Genomic DNA, 20070 nt, shown 5'->3' with positions numbered 1-20070 from the left:
TGAGCTTGTGACTAGAGACCTCAAGCTTCGCAGGGAACGGCGTGTTTCACGTATCCGGCCAGGTCAGAGCGCCCACACATACGGCAGGAGAGCCCGAAAGATCCAGAATCGCGAACCAAGAAGCAGGGAATCGTGCCTCTCTTGACTCCCTGTATTGCCTCGCGCTCCACCGAACTTCCTGTCCGGAAATCGGAGTTGACGATCGAGTTCGCTTTCGGCGGCCCCGGCTCGCGTACCGTAATCCGCGTCCGGAGGACCGTGACCACCACGGAAACCTGTGGGTCCGCCTGTCCGAGTCCATGGGCGGGCGCGTCCTCTACAACCGCATGAACGTGCGGCGGCAGCGCGCGTGCATGGAGGAACTGCTGTGCCAGATCTGCGGTGGGCCTGCCGGCCGGGACCGGAACGGCTGGTTGTTCCTCGACTGGCGGCGCCCGGACTCGCCCCCGACCTGGCCCGAGAGGTCCATCACCTCCATGCCGCCCCTGTGCGCCGAGCACGCGCGGGTATCCGTCCGTCAGTGCCCGTTCCTCGGCACGGTCGACTACGCCGTGCTTCGGGTACGGAAACCCTGCCTCCACGGGGTCTCGGGCACCCTGTACCGACTGACCGACACCGGATGGCGCACCTCTGAGAACGACGTGCTCTCCCCCTACGGCGAACCTCGCCTTCCAGGCATGCTCGCCTCCCGCCTCCACCGTGAACTACGCGGTGTGACGGTTGTGGATCTTCCGCAGCCCGGTCCGGACCGGACCGGACCGGGCCAGTTCGGAGACGCCCTCGTCGCGCTCACGGCCGTGCCCGGGGGCCCGGTGATCCGCCCGCCACGCTCGCCGACGCATGCCTGGGGCGTGACGGATCCGCTCAGGGGCCTGTTGGTGGGGCGGGTCCTGCGGGAAGTGCGGCGCGTGCACGGGGACGCGGACCGCCGGGTCGGCGAGGAGTAGTGCCGCGTTCGGGTAAGTGCGGGGAGGCGGAGGAACGGAGAGCGGATGAGGGAGCGGGGAGAAGCGTTAGATATCCACAGGCTGTGGACAAAGGTGTGGGTAGATCCCTACAGCCTGTCGGTACGGGCGCGAGGGCGGGCTCGCCCGGCGTCCCGGTCGCCGGGCGCCCTGCCTACGCTGACCTCATGGAATCGGTGATCGACCAGGCGTTCGCGGTGGCCCTCTATTCGGACGGCGACGCCGGTCTCGACACCGGAGCCTCGCTCCTGGCCGCCGAACCTGCTGCCGACGCGGAGCTTGTCCGGCGCGGTGAGGAGTTCGTCCGCCGGGCCTGGGAGCGCGGCTGGCAGCCTGCCGACCTCATTCGCTTCGTCCGCCGTGAACTCGACGAGACGGCTGCCGGGATCGTCGCCGGGCTGGTCGCCTCGGAAACCGGACGGTACGAGGGGCTGCCACCCCGCTGGCGGGAACAGATCGACAGGTTGCCATCCTCGCCCGCCCGTAACCGGCCCGACCGGTTCTCCTATGCCTCCGCCGTCCTCGGGCTGTACCGGCTGCTGCTCAGGCTCCCCGCCATCGAACCTGTCGGCCCACCGCCCGGTGCCTCCGCGACCGGGCGTCCCCTGCCGCCCGTACACGGCGAACCGCGGATGCTGACCCGTATCCGCGCCCTGCTCGCCAAGGCGGAGGCGACCGGCTTCCCGGAGGAGGCGGAGGCCCTCACCACCAAGGCGCAGGAGCTGATGGCTCGGCACTCCATCGACGAGGCCCTGCTCGCCGCCCGTACCCACAGCGCGGAGGCGCCGGGCGCGTGCCGGATCGGCGTCGACGCTCCGTACGAGACGGCGAAGGCGATCCTGCTCGACGCGGTCGCCTCGGCCAACCGCTGCCGTGCGGTGTGGAACGGCGACCTCGGCTTTTCCACGGTGGTCGGCTTCGGACCGGACCTGGAGGCGGTGGAGGTGCTGTACACGTCCCTGCTGGTTCAGGGTACGGCGGCGATGACGAAGGCGGAGGCCGGTCAACGGGCCGGCGGACGCAAGCGCACCAAGACGTTCCGGCAGTCCTTCCTGATGGCGTACGCCCAGCGCCTGGGCGACCGGCTCGCCGCCGACACCGCCCGCGTCACCGCGGCCGAGGCGGAGGCCGAGGGAGGGGGAGCGGCTACGGACGGAGCGCCGAACGGGAGCGAGGGGGCGTCGGCGGCCCGTCTGCTTCCGGTTCTCGCGGCCCGCGATGTCGCCGTCACGGAGGCTGCCGAGCGGATGTTCCCGCAGACCACGACCACCAGGGTCCGGGGCGTCACCGACCTCGACGGATGGAACGACGGAACGGCCGCCGCGGACCGTGCCAGGACGGGCGGGCCGGGGCCCGGCATCACCGGCGGGCGCGGGACGCGTCCCGGGGCGGGGCGGGGGAAGTGAGGAGGCCCCGGCTCTACGGGGTGACTCCGAAGTCTGGCAATTCGGGTGAAAGGGGTATTCCGGTTACCCTCTGGGCATGAGCTGGCTCCGGGCGCTGAAGGAGACGGCCCGCTCGGGGCTGACGATCGAGCGGCGGCGTCTCGAACCGCTCATCGCGATCCGCGGTGCGGCCGGGCTGGCCCTCGTCATCGGGATCAGCCTCGTGTTCTTCGGGCCCGTTGTCGCCGCGAGCTCCGCGTTCGGCGCGTTCCAAGCGGCCATCGCCACGTTCCAGCGCAGTTGGCGTCCCCGGCCCGTGCTCGCGCTGGTCTCCGGGGCGAGTCTCGCCGTGTCGACCTTCCTCGGCTATCTCACCGGTTCCCACCTGTGGTTGTTCCTGGCCCTACTGGTGCTCTGGACCTTCCTCGCGGGTCTGGCGTGGGCGGCCGGGCCGACGGGCGGACTCATCGCGTCGTCCAACGTGGCGATCATGCTGGTGACGGTCACCCTGCCCTCCTCCGTCGCGAACTCGGCCGTGCACGCCGCGATGATCCTGTTCGGCGGTGTCGTACAGGCGGGGCTGATCGTCCTCTTCCCGGTCCGTAGATGGGGCGCCCAGCGCGACGCGCTCGCCGACGCCCTGGCCGCCGAGGCCGACTACGCCCGTCGGCTGAGGCACGACCCGCTCGCCCCGTTCGACCCCGTGCCGCTGATGACCGCCCGCAACGCGGCCGCCGTCACGCCCTGGCAGGCCCGCCGCCGCCCGCCTGAACTGCGCGGTTCGCGCGGTGTCGCCGAACGGATCAGGCCGGTGCTCGCCTCGCTCGCGGACCCCGCGATGGGCGTACCCCCCGAAGGCCCGGAGCGGGACCGGGTGCGCGAACTTCTCGCCGCCGCCGGTTCCGTACTCGACTCGGCGGCCCGCGCGATCCGGCACGGCGATCCGGTGAAGCTGTCCCCGTCCGCCGTCGCCGCGCTGAAGACCCCCGACACCGGCTCCCTCCTCGAAGGCCCGCCCCGCCGCGCCGCCGAACGGCTCGACACCCTTCTCTCCGACGTCATCGAGACCGCCGAGGGCGAGGGCACCAAGGACGACCAGGCGCGGGCCGAACAGGCCGCCGAGGCCCTCCGGGCGGAGGGGCAGGAGGCGCCTGCCGCCCCGCACCGCCACCGCCCCACCCTGCTGCGGATGGTCCCCGTCGTGGCGCGCGCCATGCGCGCCGAACTACGCCCCGGTTCCCCGATCCTGCGGCACGCAGTGCGGGTCGCCGTCGTCGCCGCCATCGGCTACCTTTTCGGCGCCGCGCTGCCGTTCGGCCACGGCTACTGGGCGCCGATGGCGGCCGTGATGGTGATGCGACCGGAGTTCTCCCAGACATACGGGCGGGCCGTGGCCCGTTTCGGCGGCACGATCGTCGGGGTGTCGCTCGCCACCGCCATCGTCCAGACCGCCACCCCCGCTGTGAAGGCGTCGGCGGTGCTCGCCGTGTGCTGCGCACTGCTGATGTACCTGCTGATGCGGACCGGGTACGTGGTCGGCCAGGCGTGCGTCTCCGCCTATGTCGTGTTCCTGCTCGGCATGGCCGGCGACAACTGGTCGCAGACCGTGCCGGAACGTGTCGTCCTGACCCTCGTCGGCGGCCTCCTCGCGATGATCTCGTACGCCGTCTACCCGGCCTGGGAGACCCCGCGGCTGCGCGGCAGGCTCGGCGACTGGCTGAAGGCGGGCGGGCGGTACGCGGCGGCGGTCGTCGGCCGGTACGCCGAACCGGCCGGGCCCGCCCAGGACGACGTGCGCGCCGCGCTGCTCGACACCCGCGAGGCCCGGGTCGCCTGGCAGGAGGCGGTGGCCGCCGCCCAGCACGAGCCGGTGCGCAACCGCGGACTGTCTCGTTCCGCCGCCGACGACGCCGAACATGCCCTGGCCGAGTTCGGGCGGGTCACGATGCTGCTGGAGGCACATCTCCCGTGCGGCGCCGCCACCCCCGTACCGGAGGCCGGGCCGCTGGCCGAGGCGCTGCGCCGGTCCACCGAGCGGGGTGCGAAGGAGGTACGGGAGCGGCGGGTGCCGGACTGGGAGGAGGTGCGCGAGGTGCTGGAGCGGTGGGACGCGCGTCAGGGGACGGTCGAGGGGGACACCGACCCCGTCGTACGCAGCGGGGCGGGGCTGCTGCTCGAAGCCCTGGAGGAGTTCTCCCGGGGGCTGGACGGCGCCCCCGTCGTCAACCCTCCTGGGAGGAGGGCGGGCTGACGGGCCCGGCGTCCGCCGGATGCCTCGTTCGCCTTCGCCTCCGCGCCGGGGCCGACGGGTTCAGAGCGCCGGAGTCTCTGACTTTCCGCATCTGGAATTCCCCCCTTGTGCGGCATAAAGGCCGTCCGGGCCACCGGCATGCGGTATCGGGATGGGGTGCCCGAGTCGGGGTAGTGGAAGCGAAGAGGCATCCTGGATGCCTCTTCCCGCGTCTGAGACTGTAATCGCGGGAACACCCCGTGTGCACGTGCATCCGCGCATGCATCTGCTCATGCAGGGATATCTGAACAAGGTTATGATCCGAGACAGTTGACACTTGCACCTTGTAACTCGGGGAGCGTCCTGTGCACCACGTGTACAACGGCATGGCGGCCACAGAGCTTCGCGGAGTCGTCTGGCAGAAGAGCAGGTACAGCAACTCCCAGGGTTCCTGTGTGGAGTTCGCGAAACTGCCCGGGGGAGATGTGGCGATGCGGAATTCGCGTCACCCCGACGGTCCGGCCCTGGTCTATACACCGGCCGAGATAGAGGCGTTGCTGCTCGGCGTGAAGGATGGCGAGTTCGACCATCTCATCGCGGGCGGTTGATAGTGGTCCTCAACGGACGTTCGTACAACCGGAGTTCGAGGGTGAGTGGGGTCTGAGGTCCGGTTGGGCGGTGCCCTCCGTCGGTCGTTCGCCCCTTGCCCGGGGCGCCCGTCGTCGCGCGTGGTGGACCGCCGAATCGGCATTCACGGACGCGGGCATCGGCGCGCGTCGGCCGTCGCGCGCCGTGGATCACCGACGCGGGGCTCGCCCGCCGCCGTGGATCACCGACGCGGGGGGCCACCGCCGCCGTGGAGTACCACCCTGGACCGTGCGCCGTCCGCCCTCTGTCGTCGTCCGCGCGGGACTGTAGGGCGTCGCGCCGCACCGGGTGGTGCGGGGAGCGACGGGGCGCGTCGGGATGCGCCGGGCGTGCGGGTATACGGGGCCGCTGGACGTGCGGTGCGGTCGGGCGTACGGGGCCGCCGGGTGTGCGGTGGGGTCGGCCTGTCGGACGCGAGGGTGCCCGGGTGTGAGAAATCTCCCGGCTCAACGAGCCCAAGGGCTTCGCCGTACGGGCGGCCTCACCGGCCGTGGGCCAGCCGGAACAGCGCCCAGACGACCTTGCCGCGCGGCATCACTCCGGCGCCCACCTCCGCGCCCAGGAAGGGGGAGGGGTACCACCCCCATGAGTCGCTGATGGACTCCACCAGGAAGAGACCGCGCCCCGACTCCGCGGAGTCCGCCGCCTCCGAGGCGATCGGGCCCTCCTGACTGGGGTCGCGCACCGCGCACACCAGGCGCGAGCTCCAACGCATCAAGTGCAGTCGTACGGGTGGTTCTTGGGGCTCGGCCGAGGGGTCCGAGGGAACCGCGTGACGCAGTGCGTTGGTGACCAGCTCGGAGACGACCAGGGCGACGTCGTCGAAGCGGTCGTCGAGCCCCCAGCCGGTCAGGGTGGTCCTGGTGAACCGCCTTGCTCCGCCGACGGCCTCATAGTGGGCCGGCAGGGTGCAGGTGGCCGAGCCGGAGACGGCTGCGGGATCGATGGGTGGAAGCCCTTGCCGTAACGGCGCGAGCATCGTCGATCCATTCGTCCCCATGCGAGGCACTCCCGGGATTCGCGGCTGTATCGGTACTACGGGGTACAGCGGCACAACACGAACGAGCACGCAGGTGCGCGATGGCCATCGTTCCGAATGCGCCGGGCAGATGCAAGGGCAGATGCACGTGCACGCGCCGGACCTGTCCGCACCCGTGCCGGTTCTTGGCCATTTCTTCCTGGGGGCGATTTTCGTAGCTTTACGAAGCCCTTCCCGTCTGCGTAATCGAATGAGTACGGGGCGAAGCGTTTTGGTGGCAGAATCCGGCACTTGGGGTTCCGGGGGAAGCCCTTGTCCAGGAAGCGATGGGGAGGACCGGGCCAGTGGTGGCAGGCGAGTCGAGTGGATCTGTGGTGCGGCGCATCCTGCTGGGCTCACAGCTCAGGCGGTTGCGCGATTCGCGTGGGATCACCCGCGAGGCGGCCGGCTACTCCATCCGAGCATCGGAATCCAAGATCAGCCGCATGGAGTTGGGACGGGTGAGCTTCAAGGCCAGGGACGTCGAGGACCTGCTCACGCTCTACGGAGTCACGGACGAGGCGGAACGCGAGGCCCTGCTCGGCCTGGCGCGCGAGGCCAACCTGGCGGGGTGGTGGCACAGTTACAGCGATGTACTGCCGGGGTGGTTCCAGACCTACGTAGGGCTGGAGGGGGCGGCTTCGCTCATCCGGGTGTACGAAGTCCAGTTCGTGCACGGGCTGTTGCAGACGGAGGCGTACGCCCACGCGGTCGTCACCCGGGGGATGGGCGATGACGCCCCCGCCGTCGAGGTCGAACGCCGCGTGGCCCTGCGACTGGAACGCCAGAAGGCCCTCGTCTCCGAAAGCGCGCCCCGTTTCCACGCGGTGCTGGACGAGGCGGCACTCCGACGCCCCTACGGGGACCGCGACGTGATGCAGGGGCAGTTGCGGCATCTCATCGAAATGTCCGAGCACCCCAACGTCACCCTTCAGGTGATGCCCTTCAGTTTCGGCGGACACGCGGGAGAGGGCGGCTCTTTCACCATGCTCCGATTCCCGGAATCCGATCTGTCGGACATTGTCTACTTGGAGCAGCTGACAAGTGCGCTCTATCTGGACAAGGCAGAAGAAGTCGCTCAGTACGAAAAGGCCATGACGCGGTTGCACGAGGACAGCCCCGACCCCGAGGAGAGCCGGGATCTCCTTCGCGGTCTCCTCCAACTCACCTGATTCATCGTTACGATGACGGTCCGATGGGAGTCTGCACCTGAGTTGGGGATCGTATGTCGTTCTTCTACGAGCTGGCCGACCAGTACATCGACGGCGAGTGGCGGACCGGAACAGGCTCGTGGGACATCATCGATTTCAATCCCTACAACGGTGAGAAACTCGCCGCGATCACCATCGCGACCACACGGGAAGTCGACCTGGCCTACCGCGCCGCCGAACGCGCCCAGCGGTCGTGGGCCGCCACGGAACCGTACGCACGCCGCGCCATTCTGGAGCGCGCCCTGCACGTCATCGGGGAACGGCACGAAGCCATCGTCGAGGTGATCATCGACGAACTGGGCGGCACCCGCTCCAAGGCGGAGCTGGAGATCCATGCCGCCAGGGAATTCCTGCGCGACGCGACACGGCTGGGACTGGGCCCCTCGGGCCGCATTCTTCCCTCTCCGGTGGACGGCAAGGAGAACCGCGTCCATCGCAGGCCGATTGGCGTCGTCGGCGTCATCAGCCCCTTCAACTTCCCTTTCCTGGTGGCGATGAAGTCCGTCGCACCGGCTCTCGCGCTCGGCAACGCCGTCGTGGTCAAACCCAATCAGAACGCCCCGGTCGCCGGCGGTGTGCTGCTGGCGAAGATCTTCGAGGACGCCGGGCTGCCCGCGGGGCTGCTCAACGTACTGATCACCGATGTCGCCGAGATCGGTGACACCTTCATCGAGCACCCCGTGCCCAAGGCCATCTCCTTCGCGGGCACCGACCGGGTCGGTCGACACGTCGCCGCCGTCGCCGCCGGGCATTTCAAGCGCACGATCCTCGAACTGAGCGGCAACAGCGCCCTGGTGGTGCTGGACGACGCGGACGTCGACCACGCCGTCGACGCCGCCGTCTTCAGCCGCTTCATGTACCAGGGGCAGGTCTGCACGGCCGCCAACCGCATCCTGGTGGACCGCCGCGTCGAGCGGGAGTTCACCGAGAAGTTCACCGCCAGGGTGGCGGCGTTGCGGACCGGCGACCCCCGTGACCCGCGGACCCAGATCGGTCCGGTCATCAGCACCTTCCAGGCCGAGGCGCTGACCGCCCTCGTGGAGCAGGCCCTCGCCGAGGGGGCCACCGCGCCCGTGCGGGGCCGTACGCGTGGCAACCTCGTCGAGCCGACCGTGCTCACCGGGCTGCCGGAGGACTCGCCGCTGCTGTCCCAGGAGATATTCGGCCCGGTGGTGGTGCTGATGGCGTTCGACGGCGAGGACGAGGCCGTGCGCATCGCCAACGCCACCCCGTACGGTCTGAGCGGCGCCGTCCACACCCGCGGCATCGAACGCGGGGTGCGGTTCGCGCACCGGGTGGTCAGCGGGATGTTCCACGTCAACGGCTCCACCGTCCAGGACGACCCGCTGGTGGTCTTCGGCGGCGAGAAGTCCTCCGGGATCGGCCGGCTCAACGGCGAGGCGGCCGTGGAAGCCTTCACCACCCAGACGTGGGTGTCCATCCAGCACGGACGGAGCGCGTTCCCCTTCTAGTGCCGCAAGGCGCTTCGGCGCGTACGGGTTCCTATGTTCCGGCGGGGCGCGAATGAGGACGGGAACTGACCTCATGGGCGCCTAGCGTGCCTGGTGTCAGAAGAAACCGGCACGGTTCCCGAGGTGGACATCATGGTCACTCACGTTCCCGCAGAAGCCTTCGGCGACGAGCGCGGCGCGCTTCTCTCCTTCGTCGAGGCGCAGCGCGGCGCGATCCGGCGCTCGCTGCTCGGTCTGTCCGCGCAGCAGGCGGCGAGTCGGCCCAGCGCGAGCGAGCTGTCCCTGTCCGGGCTGCTCAAGCACGTCGCCGAGACCGAGCTCAACTGGCTGCGCATGGCCCAGCAGCGGCCGAGCGAGACCTCGCGCAACGAGGAGACCTGGGCGGACAGCTTTCGGCTCGTCGGCGACGAGACCGTGGCGGGGATGCTGGCGTTCTGGGACGACGTCGCGGCCCAGGTCGAGGAGTTCATCCGCTCGGTGCCCAGCCTGGACGACACCTTCCCGCTGCCCGAAGCACCCTGGTTCCCCGAAGAGGGGCGGGTTTCGATGCGGTGGCTGCTGCTCCATCTCGTCGAGGAGCACGCGCGGCACGCCGGGCACGCCGACATCATCCGGGAGTCCCTGGACGGGAGCACCGCGTTCGAGCTGGTCGCCAAGGCGGAGCGTTACGCTGATCAAAGTTGATTAGGAGAGGGTGCGTGACATGTCCGCGATCCGGCTGCTGGTCCTGTGCGCCGTGCGTCAGCACGGCCGGGCGCACGGTTACCAGGTCCGCAACGACCTCGAGTACTGGGGCGCCCACGAGTGGTCCAACGCCAAGCCCGGATCGATCTACCACGCGCTGAAGCAGATGGCGAAGCAGGGGCTGCTGCTCGCGCACGAGACCGCCCCGAGCACGGTGGGCGGTCCGCCCCGTACCGAGTACGAGATCACCGAACGGGGCAACGAGGAGTATCTGGCGCTGCTGCGCAAGGCTCTTACCTCGCACGACCAGAAGCCGGACGTGTTGGCGGCGGGCCTCGGCGGCATCGTCGACCTGGAGCGGTCCGAGGCCGTCGCGCTGCTCAAGCAGCGGGTGGCCGGTCTCGCGGCATGGCGGGCCTCGGTCACCGGGTACTACACGCCGGAGGAGGGGCCCGAGTCGATCGGGCACATCGGGGAGATCATGAACATGTGGGTCCACTCCGCGGACGCGGACGCCGAGTGGACCCGCGGACTGATCGCCCGCATCGAGGGTGGTGCGTACACCTTCGCAGGGGAGGGGGAACCCTTCGTCGGTGTGCTCGCCGAGGGCCAGGTGAACCCGTACGCGACGGGCGTCCATGACCCCGGTGACGACGAGTAGCCGAGCGGGAGGCGCCGGCGCGGCCGGACCGGGAGTCCGTCGGTACTGCCGGGATTTCGTCGGCCCGGCCGGGATTCCGGCGGAGAGTCAGTGGTGGAAGGACGTCGCCACCCGCTTGTCCTTGTTCAACGGGTGCGGCTGCCGACGCAGGTCGGGAAGGATCAGCCGCAGGTCCTCCATGAGCAGTTCCGCGAGGTCCGAAGAGAAGCCGTTGCGGCACACCACCCGCAGCACGGACAGGTCCTGCCGGTTGGCGGGGAAGGTGTACGCGGGCACCAGCCAGCCCTGCTCGCGCAGCCGCCGCGACACGTCGAAGACGTCGTACGCCGCCACGTCCGGTGCGGTGGTCAGCGCGAAGACGGGAAGTTGATCGCCCCGCGTCAGCAGCCGGAAGTCTCCCAACTCCTCGATCTTCCGCGCCAGTGCGCAGGCGATGTCCCGTGACGACTGCTGGACGGCCCGGTAGCCGTCCTGGCCCAGCCTCAGGAACGTGTAGTACTGCGCGACCACCTGGGAGCCGGGCCGGGAGAAGTTCAGCGCGAAGGTCGGCATGTCGCCGCCCAGATAGTTGACCCGGAAAACCAGTTCCTCGGGGAGTTCGGCGGGCGAGCGCCACAGCGCCCAGCCGACACCCGGGTAGACCAGGCCGTACTTGTGGCCCGACGTGTTGATCGAGGAGACCCGGGGCAGTCGGAAGTCCCACACCAGGTCCGGGTCCAGGAACGGCGCGATCATCCCGCCGGACGCCCCGTCCACATGGACGGGGATATCGAGGCCGGTGCGCTCCTGAAGCGCGTCCAGGGCCGCGCAGAGTTCCGCGATGGGTTCGTACGAGCCGTCGAAGGTGGAGCCGAGGACGCCGACGACGCCGATGGTGTTCTCGTCGCAGAGGTCGGCCGCCGCTTGCGGATCGAGATGGAAGCGATCGCCCTCCATCGGGATCTGCCGCGGTTCGATCTCCCAGAAGTTGCAGAACTTCTCCCAGCAGACCTGCACGTTGATGCCCATGACCAGGTTCGGCCGGGCGGACGCCGGGTAGCGGTCGGAGTTCCGGGCCGCCCAGCGGCGTTTCAGCGCCATCCCCGCGAGCATGCACGCCTCGCTGGAGCCGGTCGTCGAACAGCCCACGGCGGCCGACGGATCGGGTGCGTTCCACAGATCGGCGAGCATCGCCACGCAGCGGCGCTCCAGTTCGGCGGTGCGCGGGTACTCGTCCTTGTCGATCATGTTCTTGTCGCAGCACTCGCCCATCAGCACTCCGGCCTGGGGCTCCATCCAGGTGGTGACGAAGGTGGCGAGGTTGAGCCGTGCGTTGCCGTCCAGCATCAGCTCGTCGTGGACGAGCTGGTACGCGGTCGACGGCGGCATCGGCCCGTCGGGGAGCCGGTGCCGGGGCGGCGCCGTCTCCATACTGGCGACCGGATCGGCCTCCCCGAAGAAAGGGTTGAGGGCGAGCCTGCGGCGTTCCGGGGACGGCTCCGTACCCCGGGTCGAACCTGTGTGGAGAGGCATCGGCGGACAGCTCTTCTCGTCTTCTCGTCTTCTGGCGCTTCTCGACTTCTGGGTTTCTCGACTTCTGGGTTTGCCTACTTTCCGACTTGTCGGTTCTCAGTGGTCTTCGTGCTGTGACGCGGTGCCAGGCGTTAGCGCTCGATCGGGGCCGCGTGACGAGGCTTCGGCCGGAGCTGTGCGGCGGGGACGCGAGGCGTGGCCGCGGGGTGCCGGAGGGCGCGGGGCGCTCGGGCTCACATCTCGGCGGCGAGGCCGTCCTTGAGGGCGCGGGCGAACTTCACGACCCGTTCGGCCTGGACGCGGGCGGCGGTCAGGGTCGGCTCGCCGACCGGGATGTCGCCCTGCCCCGCCACGTGCGAGGTCCCGTACGGGTTCCCGTCGGCGAACTTGGAGGGGGCCGTGTAACCGGGGGCGACGAGGATGCCGCCGAAGTGGTGGACCGTGTTGTAGAGGGCCAGCAGCGTGGATTCCTGGCCACCATGCGCGGTGCTGGTGGAGGTGAAGCCGCTGTACACCTTGTCGGCGAGCCGGCCCGCCTGCCAGAGGCCGCCGAGGGTGTCCAGGAACTGCTTCAGCTGGGAGGTGACGTTGCCGAAGCGGGTGGGCGTCCCGAAGATCACGGCGTCCGCCCAGATCATGTCGTCGGGCGACGCCACGGCGATGTCGGCGGTCGCGTTCGCGTTGGCGGCCCAGGCGGGGTTGGAGTCGATGGCGGCCTGCGGGGCGAGTTCGGCCGCCTTGTGCAGCCGCACCTGCGCGCCGGCCTTCTCGGCGTACTGCGCGATGGCCTTGGCCATCGTGGCGACCGTACCGGTCGAGGAGTAGTAGATGACGGCGACATTGACGGGCGTGGGCATCGCGGAGACCTCCGGCAGGGCATGCGGGACCACATCCGAATGATCCGGATGTGTCCATACGGAGGTGACGATACGGAAGATGCGGGCATCCGGCGCGTCGAGGGGCGTCGTACGGGGGCATCGCGCCGAGCGGCGCCGAGCGGTGTCGTACGGGGGCATCGCGCCGAGCGGGGGCGTCGAGCCGGACGGCTGCGTCGCGCCGCGCCGAACGGGCGCAGGGCGCCGAACGGGCACCTCACCTCGCGTCGCCTTCCGGTCCGTCATCTCCGGCCGGACGCACGCGTGCTGGACACACGCGTGCTGGACATGACGCCTCGTGCGGTGGGGTCACACGCCTCCGTGTCGCCGGGGGCACAGGACTTCCCGCCGATGGGGGTCACGCATCGGCGGACCCCAACGCGATGTCCGTGTCCCGACCGCCCCACCCGTCCGGACTGCGCCAGATGACGTGAACGTTGAAGACATCGCGGGGTACGCGCAGGGTCGTGCTGCCCGCGGTGACGACGACCGCGGGCTCGTCGCCTTCGAAGGAAGGCGCGGCGGTGAGGTCGAGGCGTACCGCTGCGGGCCTGCGCCCGCACCCCGCCGAAACAACTACCAGGGACCGTCCGGTTCCGCACAGTCAATGCATGCGTTCGCGAACGAGAGCACCCGCCGTTTCCCGCCGGGCGTGGCCTGGGTCGTTCGTTCACGGGGCGGTCCCGTCCCGGCGGTATGCGGGTCCGGTGCGTGAGCCGTTGCGTACCGGTGGGGTGCACGGGCCGGTTTCGTACCGGTGGTACGCGACATCCCGGGCTCGGCCGGGAGGATCCGCATCCGGCTTGCACCTCACGTGACGTCAGGGCGCAGACTCGGGACGTACCCGAGAGCGGGACGTGTTCGCGTCCGGGACGCACCGGAGGTCTGCGGGGCGGGTCCGAGGGCGGATGTGCCCGAGGGGGATGTGCCCCGAGGGGCGTATCCGGTGGAGAACGGAGAAGGACGAGAGGCCGCGAGGGGAGAGACATGGACTACTCCGTGGGGCAGGTCGCCGGATTCGCCGGGGTCACGGTGCGCACGCTGCACCACTACGACGCCGTCGGACTGCTCTCGCCCAGTGGGCGCAGCCATTCCGGTCACCGCCGCTACGACGACGCGGACCTGGACCGGCTGCAGCAGATCCGGTTCTACCGGGAGCTGGGCTTCCCGCTCGACGAGATCGCGGTACTGCTCGACGACCCGGACGCGGACCCGCGGGAACACCTGCGCCGCCAGCACCGGCTGCTGTCCGACCGGATCGCCGAGCTCCAGAGGATGGCAGACGCCGTTGAGACAGCCATGGAGGCACGGAGGATGGGCATCAATCTCACGCCGGAGGAGAAGTTCGAGGTATTCGGGGACAGGGATCCCGAGGAGCACGCCGAGGAGGCCGAAGCCCGCTGGGGCGGCACCGACGCCTATGCCGAGTCGCAGCGCCGGGCCGCCCGGTACACGAAGGAGGACTGGAAGCGGATGCAGGCGGAGGCGGCCGACTGGGGCGCCGCCTACAGCGCGCTGATGGAGGCCGGCGAACCGCCCACCGGCGAGCGCGCGATGGAGCTGGCCGAAGCCCACCGGCAGCACATCACCCAGGGGTTCTACGAGTGCACGCCCGAGATGCACCGGGAGCTCGCGGAGATGTACGTGTCCGACCCGCGGTTCCGCGCCTTCTACGAGTCGATACGGCCCGGCATGGCCGAGCACCTGCGTGACGCCGTCGCCGCCAATGCGGCACGCCTCTCCTAGCGCTGCTCCCGGCACCAGCCGGGAGCTGTCCCGTACGGAGTGTGTGCGGGTGGGGGCGGTCCGTGGTCCGTCCGGTGTGTACGGGCCACGTGCCGCACGCGCCGGGCGGACCGTACGCCCTGCGCGTTTCTCTGCGCGTGCCGTACGTGTGGAACTGGTTAGGGGGCTCCCCCCGAGGGCCAGGGGAGTGCTTTGTCCCGGTTGGCCCGGTCCGTATCGCCGTGGGGGAGACTGGAACGCAGTGGCGTCATCCTGCGTTGATAGCTTTGGGCGGCCACGCAGTTGTCGGCGGCCACGCAGCCGCCATTGACCGACTCAGGAGCCCGGACCCTTGAATACGCTTGCGCTCGGACCGAGCTGGCTGGACCCGGACTATCTCATCAACACCTTCGGACTCCCCGGCGTCCTTCTCATCGTCTTCGCCGAGTCCGGTCTGCTGATCGGCTTCTTCCTGCCCGGTGACTCGCTGCTCTTCACCACGGGTCTGCTGGTGACCACGGACCAGCTGAGGTCCCCGCTCTGGCTGGTCTGCACGCTGGTGGCCGTCGCGGCGATCGTCGGCGACCAGGTGGGATATCTCTTCGGCCGCAAGGTCGGCCCGGCGCTCTTCAACCGTCCGGATTCCCGCTTCTTCAAGCAGGAGAACGTCGAGAAGGCGCACGAGTTCTTCGAGAAGTACGGACCGAAGTCGCTGATCCTGGCCCGCTTCGTCCCCATCGTGCGTACGTTCACGCCGATCATCGCCGGCGTGAGCCGGATGAACTACCGCTCGTTCATCGTGTTCAACATCGTCGGTGGCGTGCTCTGGGGGGTCGGTGTCACGCTTCTGGGCTCCGCCCTCGGAAAGATCGAGTTCGTCCACGAGCACATCGAGGCGATCCTCATCCTGATCGTGCTCATCTCGGTGGTGCCGATCGTGATCGAGTTCCTGCGGGCCCGTTCCAAGGCGAAGAAGGAAGCGGCGGCGGGCATGGCCGCGGCCGACGGGGCGGCCGGGGGCAACGGCCGGGTCGCGGTCCAGCGCGGGCGTCACGCCAAGCGCTGATTCGGGGCCGCACGGGCCCATACCACCTGCTTCCCACGGGGGCGTACGCGAACCACGCGTACGCCCCCGTGGCGTAGGGCGCCTGCTTCCGGCCTCCGGCATCGGTATCGCCCTCCGGCCTCCGGCATCGGCACCGATCTCCGGCCGTCGGTACCGGTACCCGGCCGTCCGTACGGGCACCCGGCCGTCCGTACCGGCACCCGGCCTTTCCGGGCCCGGCGCCCGGCTCAGAAACCGCGTGTGCGCTTGGCCGCGCGGCGGTTCGCTCCGCCGACCGCCCCTGGTACCCGCATGAACATCCGGGACATCTCGCTTCCCAGGTTCACCCCGATCGCGATGGCCAGCGCCGTCGCCACCGCGGTGGACAGTGACGCCAGCCCGGCGTTCGTGTCCCCCTGTGCGACGGCGAGCAGACCGAAGTACGTGGCCGAACCGGGCAGCAGCGGGCCGATTGCCGCCGTGATGAACGGTAGCGACGAGCTGTGCCGGTAGCGGGAGAAGAGCTGTCCGAACAGGCCCACCAGACCGGCCGCCGTCGCCGTCGCCAGCACCGGCGAGATATGGCCGGTGCGGGCCATCGCCCCGTAGATCACCCAGGCCACGGCCCCGTTCAGGGTCACCGCGAGGACCGTGGAACGGTCCTGCTGGAGCAGGATCGCGAAGGCGAGACAGAGCGCCATCGAGGCGAGGATCTGCACCACGGGCCGGTCGGGGACGAAGAACCTCGTCCCCGGATTCAGCTGGGCACCGAGCTGAACGCCCATGTACAGCACCAGCAGCACACCGACGACGACGCCGATGAACAGGTACATGACTTCGAGCAGGCGCGCGGCGGCCGTGATGTAGAAGCCGGTCAGCCCGTCCTGCACGCCCGCCACCAGGGCCCGTCCGGGCAGCAGCGCGAACAGCCCACCCGTGATGACCGCGGACGGCCGCAGATCCGCCCAGTGGGTCAGGGTCAGCGCCACGCCCAGTGCCGCGGGCGGCATCGCCGCCACGACGAACTGGTAGAACTCCGGCAGCCCGCGCCCGGCGCAGTACCAGGCGAGCCGGTCGCCCAGCATCGCGCCGATCGCGGCCACCACGAACACCAGCGCGCCACCTCCGACCAGCACCGAGGCCGCCCCCGCGAGACCGCCGCTGGCCAGCGTCAGCACCCAGCCGGGGTACGGGTGCCGGTTGCGCCGTATCTCCGCCAGGCGCCGGTAGGCGTCCTCCAGCGTGACCTCGACGTCCCCGGCGGTGATGTCGTCGATGAGCTGGAAGACGGCGGCCAGCCGGGTGTAGTCGGTGCCCCTGCGCCGCACGGTGCGGCTGGCCGTCACCGGGTCGTCCACCAACGACGGCTGGTACGAGATCGACAGCAGGGTGAACGTGACCGTGGGCTCGCTGCGGTCCAGCCCGTAGCTGCGGGTCACCGCGAACATCGCCGCCTCGACGTCCTCGGCGCCCTCGCCGCCGGCGAGCAGCAGCTCCCCGATGCGCAGCGTCAGGTCGAGCACGCGCGGCACCGCGGGGCCGGTTTCGTCGGACTTCTGCACCAGCTCGGGCGCGGGACGCTCGGCGACCGGCATGCGCAGCATCGTGCGCATCCGGTCCTGCCAGGGGGCCTCCTTCGTCAGCCGGACCACCGGGCTGCCGTGCGCGGGGGTGAAGGCGGGAGGCGAGTGGTGGGCGCGGTACGTGCTCGGCGGGGCGAAGGCGGAGCCGATGTCCGACCCCGGTCCGGGCCCGGAACCGGAACCCGGGCCCGAGCCGGAGGAGGAACCTGAAGCGGAACCCGTGCCCGGTCCCTGGGCGTCGGTCATCAGACCGGCCGGGACGGCGAATTCCGACGTCGGGTGGTCGTCCTCCGGCGGCGTCGTGGGCGTTTCCACCCCGGCCGGAGGGACGAAGGCGCTGCGCGCTTCGTCGGACTGGGGCTTCCGGTCCTCCGGACCGCCCGATTCCGCCACCACTCGACCAGCTCCTCCTACTCCTCCTGGGCGGCGCGCTTTCGCCTTGTGCCGCTGTCCCAGTATGAGCACGGGCGGCCCCCGTACCGGTACGGGCCGGGCGGGGACGCGAGGACGGGCCGGGGGGACGGGACGCACGGACGCGGCGGAGACGCGGAACGGGCGGCGCCTCGGAGAAAGGAGCGCCGCCCGCCTGCGGTACGGACACCAGGGCCGCACCCGCGAAAACGGAACCACGTGAAAACGGAACCACGTGCAGAACCACGGACAGAAGCACGAACGGAACCGTGCGGCGTGCTCAGGACCTTTCGGGCCGGTGCCCTCGGGCCGGTGTCCCGGGCGGGTGTCCGGCAGGCCGGCGACCGGCGGACCGGTGCTCAGCGGGCCGGGGCCGGTGCCCTCGGGTCAGTGGGCGCCGCCGTGCGCCTCCAGGCGCTTGAAGGACGCCTCGACCTCGGCCTCGGCCTCGGCGCGGCCCACCCAGTCGGCGCCCTCGACCGACTTGCCGGGCTCCAGGTCCTTGTAGACCTCGAAGAAGTGCTGGATCTCCAGGCGGTCGAACTCCGACACGTGGTGGATGTCGCGCAGGTGCTCCATCCGGGGGTCGGAGGCCGGCACGCACAGCAGCTTGTCGTCGCCGCCGGCCTCGTCCGTCATGCGGAACATGCCGATGGCGCGGCACTTGATGAGGCAGCCGGGGAAGGTCGGCTCGTCCAGGAGGACCAGCGCGTCCAGCGGGTCACCGTCCTCGCCGAGGGTGTTCTCGACGAAGCCGTAGTCCGCCGGGTAGCTCGTCGAGGTGAAGAGCCGACGGTCCAGACGGATCCGGCCGGTCTCGTGGTCCACCTCGTACTTGTTCCGCGAACCCTTCGGAATCTCGATGGTGACGTCGAACTCCACGGGTGGTTCCTCCATGATCAAGACATACGACTGGTGATTAAGTGTCCCCCACGCAGAAGTGTGCTCGCGAAAGGGGCTGGTCAACGGTGGACGAGCCGGTGAAGAGACCGTCGGTCAACCCGCTGGACAGACTGGGCGCGCTCACCCGCAAAGGCGGCGCGACCAGGCTGAAGGGGCTGAGCGACCGACAGTTCACGGCCGTCGCCGCGGGCCTCGGCCTGGTGCTCGCGGCCGGCGCCGCCTTTGCCGCCGGCCCCTGGGACTCGGGTCAGCGTAAGGCCGAGCGGGAGTGGGCCGCGGCCCGTGGCGGCACAGGTGGCGTACATCACGAAGACGGGACGCCGTCCGGGGCGCGGCCCGCGCCCAGCGCCCCGCCCGTCCTCGCCCCCCTCTCGGCCGATGCCGGGCCCGCCGACACCGCGGACGACTCCGCCCCCGACGCCCGTACCGCCCCCGACCGGACGGCGTCCGTCCTGCCCGCCGCCCTCGGACGGCTGCTGAAGGACCCCGCCCTGGGCACCGCGCGCGCCGCCGTGGTCATCGACGCCGCCACCGGTGAGCGGCTCTACGGGCAGGGCGCCGACCAGCCCATGACCCCCGCCTCCACGGTGAAGATCGCCACTTCGGCCGCCGCCCTGAGCGCGCTCGGCCCCCACCACCGCATCGCCACGGCGGTCCGGGCGTCCCCCGACTTCCGCGCCGTGACCCTGGTCGGCGGCGGCGACCCCACCCTCGACAAGACGGCCCTGCGCGCGCTGGCCACCGACACCGCCCGCGTCCTCAAGCGGCGGGGCGTGACCGAGGTCCGCCTCACCTACGACACCTCCCGCTACTCCGGCCCCGCCCGCCACCCGATCGGCCGCAACGAGAACATCGCGCCCGTCACCGCCCTGATGACCGACGAGGGGCGGCTCGACCGCAGCGACAGCGGGCCCGCCCCGCGCAGCGACGACCCGGCCGGCGACACCGCCCGCGCCTTCGGCCGACTGCTCGCCGACGCGGGGATCGCCGTGTCCTCCGATCCGGCGTCCGGCCGCGCCCCCGCCGACTCCCGCCCGGTCGCCCGGCACCTGTCCGCCCCGCTCTCCGCGCTGGTCGAACGCGCCCTGACCAACAGCGACAACGACATCGCCGAGGCCCTCGCCCGGCAGACCGCCCTCGCCGCGGGCGAACCGGCCGACTTCGACGGCGCCCGACGCGCCGTCACCGCGCAGCTCGGCAAGCTCCGCCTGCCCCTGAAGGGCGCGAACCTCGCCGACGGCAGCGGGCTGAACCGCAAGGACAAGGTCACCGCCGGGCTGCTGGCCGGGCTGCTCGCCCGCGCCGCCGACCCCGCCCACCCCGAGCTGCGCCCGGTCCTCACCGGTCTCCCCGTTGCCGGGTTCACCGGCACCCTGAGCGACCGCTACACAGCGAAGTCCGCGGGCACCGGGCTGGTCCGTGCCAAGACCGGCACCCTGACCGGGGTGAACTCGCTCGCCGGCACCGTCGTCGACGCGCGGGGCCGACTGCTGGCCTTCGCCTTCCTGGCATCGGGCACCGCCTCCCCGTCCGAGGCACAGTCCTCCCTCGACGCCCTCGCCACCAGCCTCGCCGCCCCCGCCGACTGACCCCGCCCGGATCCTCCCGTCCGTATCCGCCGCCCGTCTCCGCCGCCTGGGTCCGCCCGTCCGTCGCACCCGTCCGTCCCCGGTACCAGCCTGTCCGTGTCCGCCCGCCGTCCCGTTCGTGCCGCTGCCGCTGCCGCTGCCGCTGCCGCGTCC

General features: G+C 70.7%; 16 protein-coding genes. 11 read left to right on the top strand and 5 right to left on the bottom strand.

The genetic code is table 11. From position 1 onward, the window contains the following. Positions 1 to 299: 299 nt before the first annotated feature. The 4 genes from ACIHCL_RS31355 to ACIHCL_RS31340 all read left to right on the top strand — a co-directional run bounded on the left by ACIHCL_RS31355 (position 300) and on the right by ACIHCL_RS31340 (position 5188). Positions 300 to 947, top strand: a complete 648-nt coding sequence (locus ACIHCL_RS31355; RefSeq protein ID WP_399867301.1) for a hypothetical protein — start codon at positions 300 to 302, stop codon at positions 945 to 947. Positions 948 to 1132: 185 nt separating this feature from the next. Beyond that, positions 1133 to 2371, top strand: coding sequence for a DUF2786 domain-containing protein (locus ACIHCL_RS31350; protein ID WP_399867298.1), 1239 nt, complete (start codon positions 1133 to 1135; stop codon positions 2369 to 2371). A gap of 76 nt (positions 2372 to 2447) precedes the next feature. Next, positions 2448 to 4601, top strand: a complete 2154-nt coding sequence (locus ACIHCL_RS31345) for an FUSC family protein (RefSeq protein WP_399867296.1) — start codon at positions 2448 to 2450, stop codon at positions 4599 to 4601. 344 nt (positions 4602 to 4945) lie between these two features. Continuing rightward, positions 4946 to 5188: a DUF397 domain-containing protein gene (locus ACIHCL_RS31340; RefSeq protein ID WP_399867293.1), complete on the top strand. Its 243-nt coding sequence runs from the start codon at positions 4946 to 4948 to the stop codon at positions 5186 to 5188. A gap of 521 nt (positions 5189 to 5709) precedes the next feature. Here the strand turns inward: ACIHCL_RS31340 and ACIHCL_RS31335 are convergent. Continuing rightward, the gene (locus ACIHCL_RS31335; protein WP_399867314.1) at positions 5710 to 6207 is read right to left on the bottom strand and encodes an ATP-binding protein; all 498 of its coding nucleotides are present in this window, start codon (positions 6205 to 6207) and stop codon (positions 5710 to 5712) included. 326 nt (positions 6208 to 6533) lie between these two features. Here ACIHCL_RS31335 and ACIHCL_RS31330 point away from each other — a divergent pair, with 326 nt between their 5' ends. The 4 genes from ACIHCL_RS31330 (at position 6534) to ACIHCL_RS31315 (ending at position 10274) form a co-directional block, all read left to right on the top strand. Further along, positions 6534 to 7418, top strand: a complete 885-nt coding sequence (locus ACIHCL_RS31330) for a helix-turn-helix domain-containing protein (RefSeq protein ID WP_399867291.1) — start codon at positions 6534 to 6536, stop codon at positions 7416 to 7418. A 53-nt stretch (positions 7419 to 7471) separates the two neighbouring features. Further along, on the top strand, positions 7472 to 8929 hold the full coding sequence (locus ACIHCL_RS31325; RefSeq protein ID WP_399867289.1) for an aldehyde dehydrogenase family protein: 1458 nt from the start codon (positions 7472 to 7474) through the stop codon (positions 8927 to 8929). A gap of 132 nt (positions 8930 to 9061) precedes the next feature. Next, positions 9062 to 9613 carry a DinB family protein gene (locus ACIHCL_RS31320; protein ID WP_399867286.1) on the top strand — a complete coding sequence of 184 codons (552 nt, stop codon included), beginning with the start codon at positions 9062 to 9064 and terminating at the stop codon, positions 9611 to 9613. A gap of 19 nt (positions 9614 to 9632) precedes the next feature. Next, complete coding sequence (locus tag ACIHCL_RS31315) at positions 9633 to 10274, top strand: PadR family transcriptional regulator (protein WP_399867284.1); 642 nt, start codon at positions 9633 to 9635, stop codon at positions 10272 to 10274. 87 nt (positions 10275 to 10361) lie between these two features. Here the strand turns inward: ACIHCL_RS31315 and ACIHCL_RS31310 are convergent, their stop codons facing one another. Both ACIHCL_RS31310 and wrbA read right to left on the bottom strand, forming a co-directional pair. Then, a complete protein-coding gene (locus ACIHCL_RS31310; RefSeq protein WP_399867282.1) occupies positions 10362 to 11786 on the bottom strand; it encodes a glutamate decarboxylase in 1425 nt (474 codons plus the stop codon). Positions 11787 to 12019: 233 nt separating this feature from the next. Next, the gene (gene wrbA, locus ACIHCL_RS31305) at positions 12020 to 12643 is read right to left on the bottom strand and encodes an NAD(P)H:quinone oxidoreductase (RefSeq protein ID WP_399867312.1); all 624 of its coding nucleotides are present in this window, start codon (positions 12641 to 12643) and stop codon (positions 12020 to 12022) included. A 1005-nt stretch (positions 12644 to 13648) separates the two neighbouring features. On the opposite strand from wrbA, the gene ACIHCL_RS31300 reads away from it, so the two are divergent. Both ACIHCL_RS31300 and ACIHCL_RS31295 read left to right on the top strand, forming a co-directional pair. After that, positions 13649 to 14407, top strand: a complete 759-nt coding sequence (locus tag ACIHCL_RS31300) for a MerR family transcriptional regulator (protein WP_399867280.1) — start codon at positions 13649 to 13651, stop codon at positions 14405 to 14407. A gap of 331 nt (positions 14408 to 14738) precedes the next feature. Beyond that, positions 14739 to 15452, top strand: coding sequence for a DedA family protein (locus ACIHCL_RS31295; protein ID WP_399867278.1), 714 nt, complete (start codon positions 14739 to 14741; stop codon positions 15450 to 15452). 227 nt (positions 15453 to 15679) lie between these two features. On the opposite strand, the gene ACIHCL_RS31290 is transcribed toward ACIHCL_RS31295, so the two are convergent. Then, positions 15680 to 17410, bottom strand: a complete 1731-nt coding sequence (locus ACIHCL_RS31290; RefSeq protein WP_399867276.1) for a threonine/serine exporter ThrE family protein — start codon at positions 17408 to 17410, stop codon at positions 15680 to 15682. A gap of 402 nt (positions 17411 to 17812) precedes the next feature. Further along, positions 17813 to 18307 (bottom strand): inorganic diphosphatase, encoded by a 495-nt coding sequence (locus ACIHCL_RS31285; RefSeq protein ID WP_399867311.1) that lies wholly within the window; start codon positions 18305 to 18307, stop codon positions 17813 to 17815. 86 nt (positions 18308 to 18393) lie between these two features. Here ACIHCL_RS31285 and dacB point away from each other — a divergent pair, with 86 nt between their 5' ends. Continuing rightward, positions 18394 to 19917: a D-alanyl-D-alanine carboxypeptidase/D-alanyl-D-alanine-endopeptidase gene (dacB, locus tag ACIHCL_RS31280; protein ID WP_399867274.1), complete on the top strand. Its 1524-nt coding sequence runs from the start codon at positions 18394 to 18396 to the stop codon at positions 19915 to 19917. Positions 19918 to 20070: the final 153 nt, after the last annotated feature.

The organism is Streptomyces sp. NPDC052042, from assembly GCF_044548345.1.
In the GTDB taxonomy this organism is placed as follows: Bacteria; Actinomycetota; Actinomycetes; order Streptomycetales; family Streptomycetaceae; genus Streptomyces.
The sequence above is the reverse complement of the archived record's forward strand: the minus strand, read 5'-3'. Positions and strand labels throughout refer to the sequence as shown.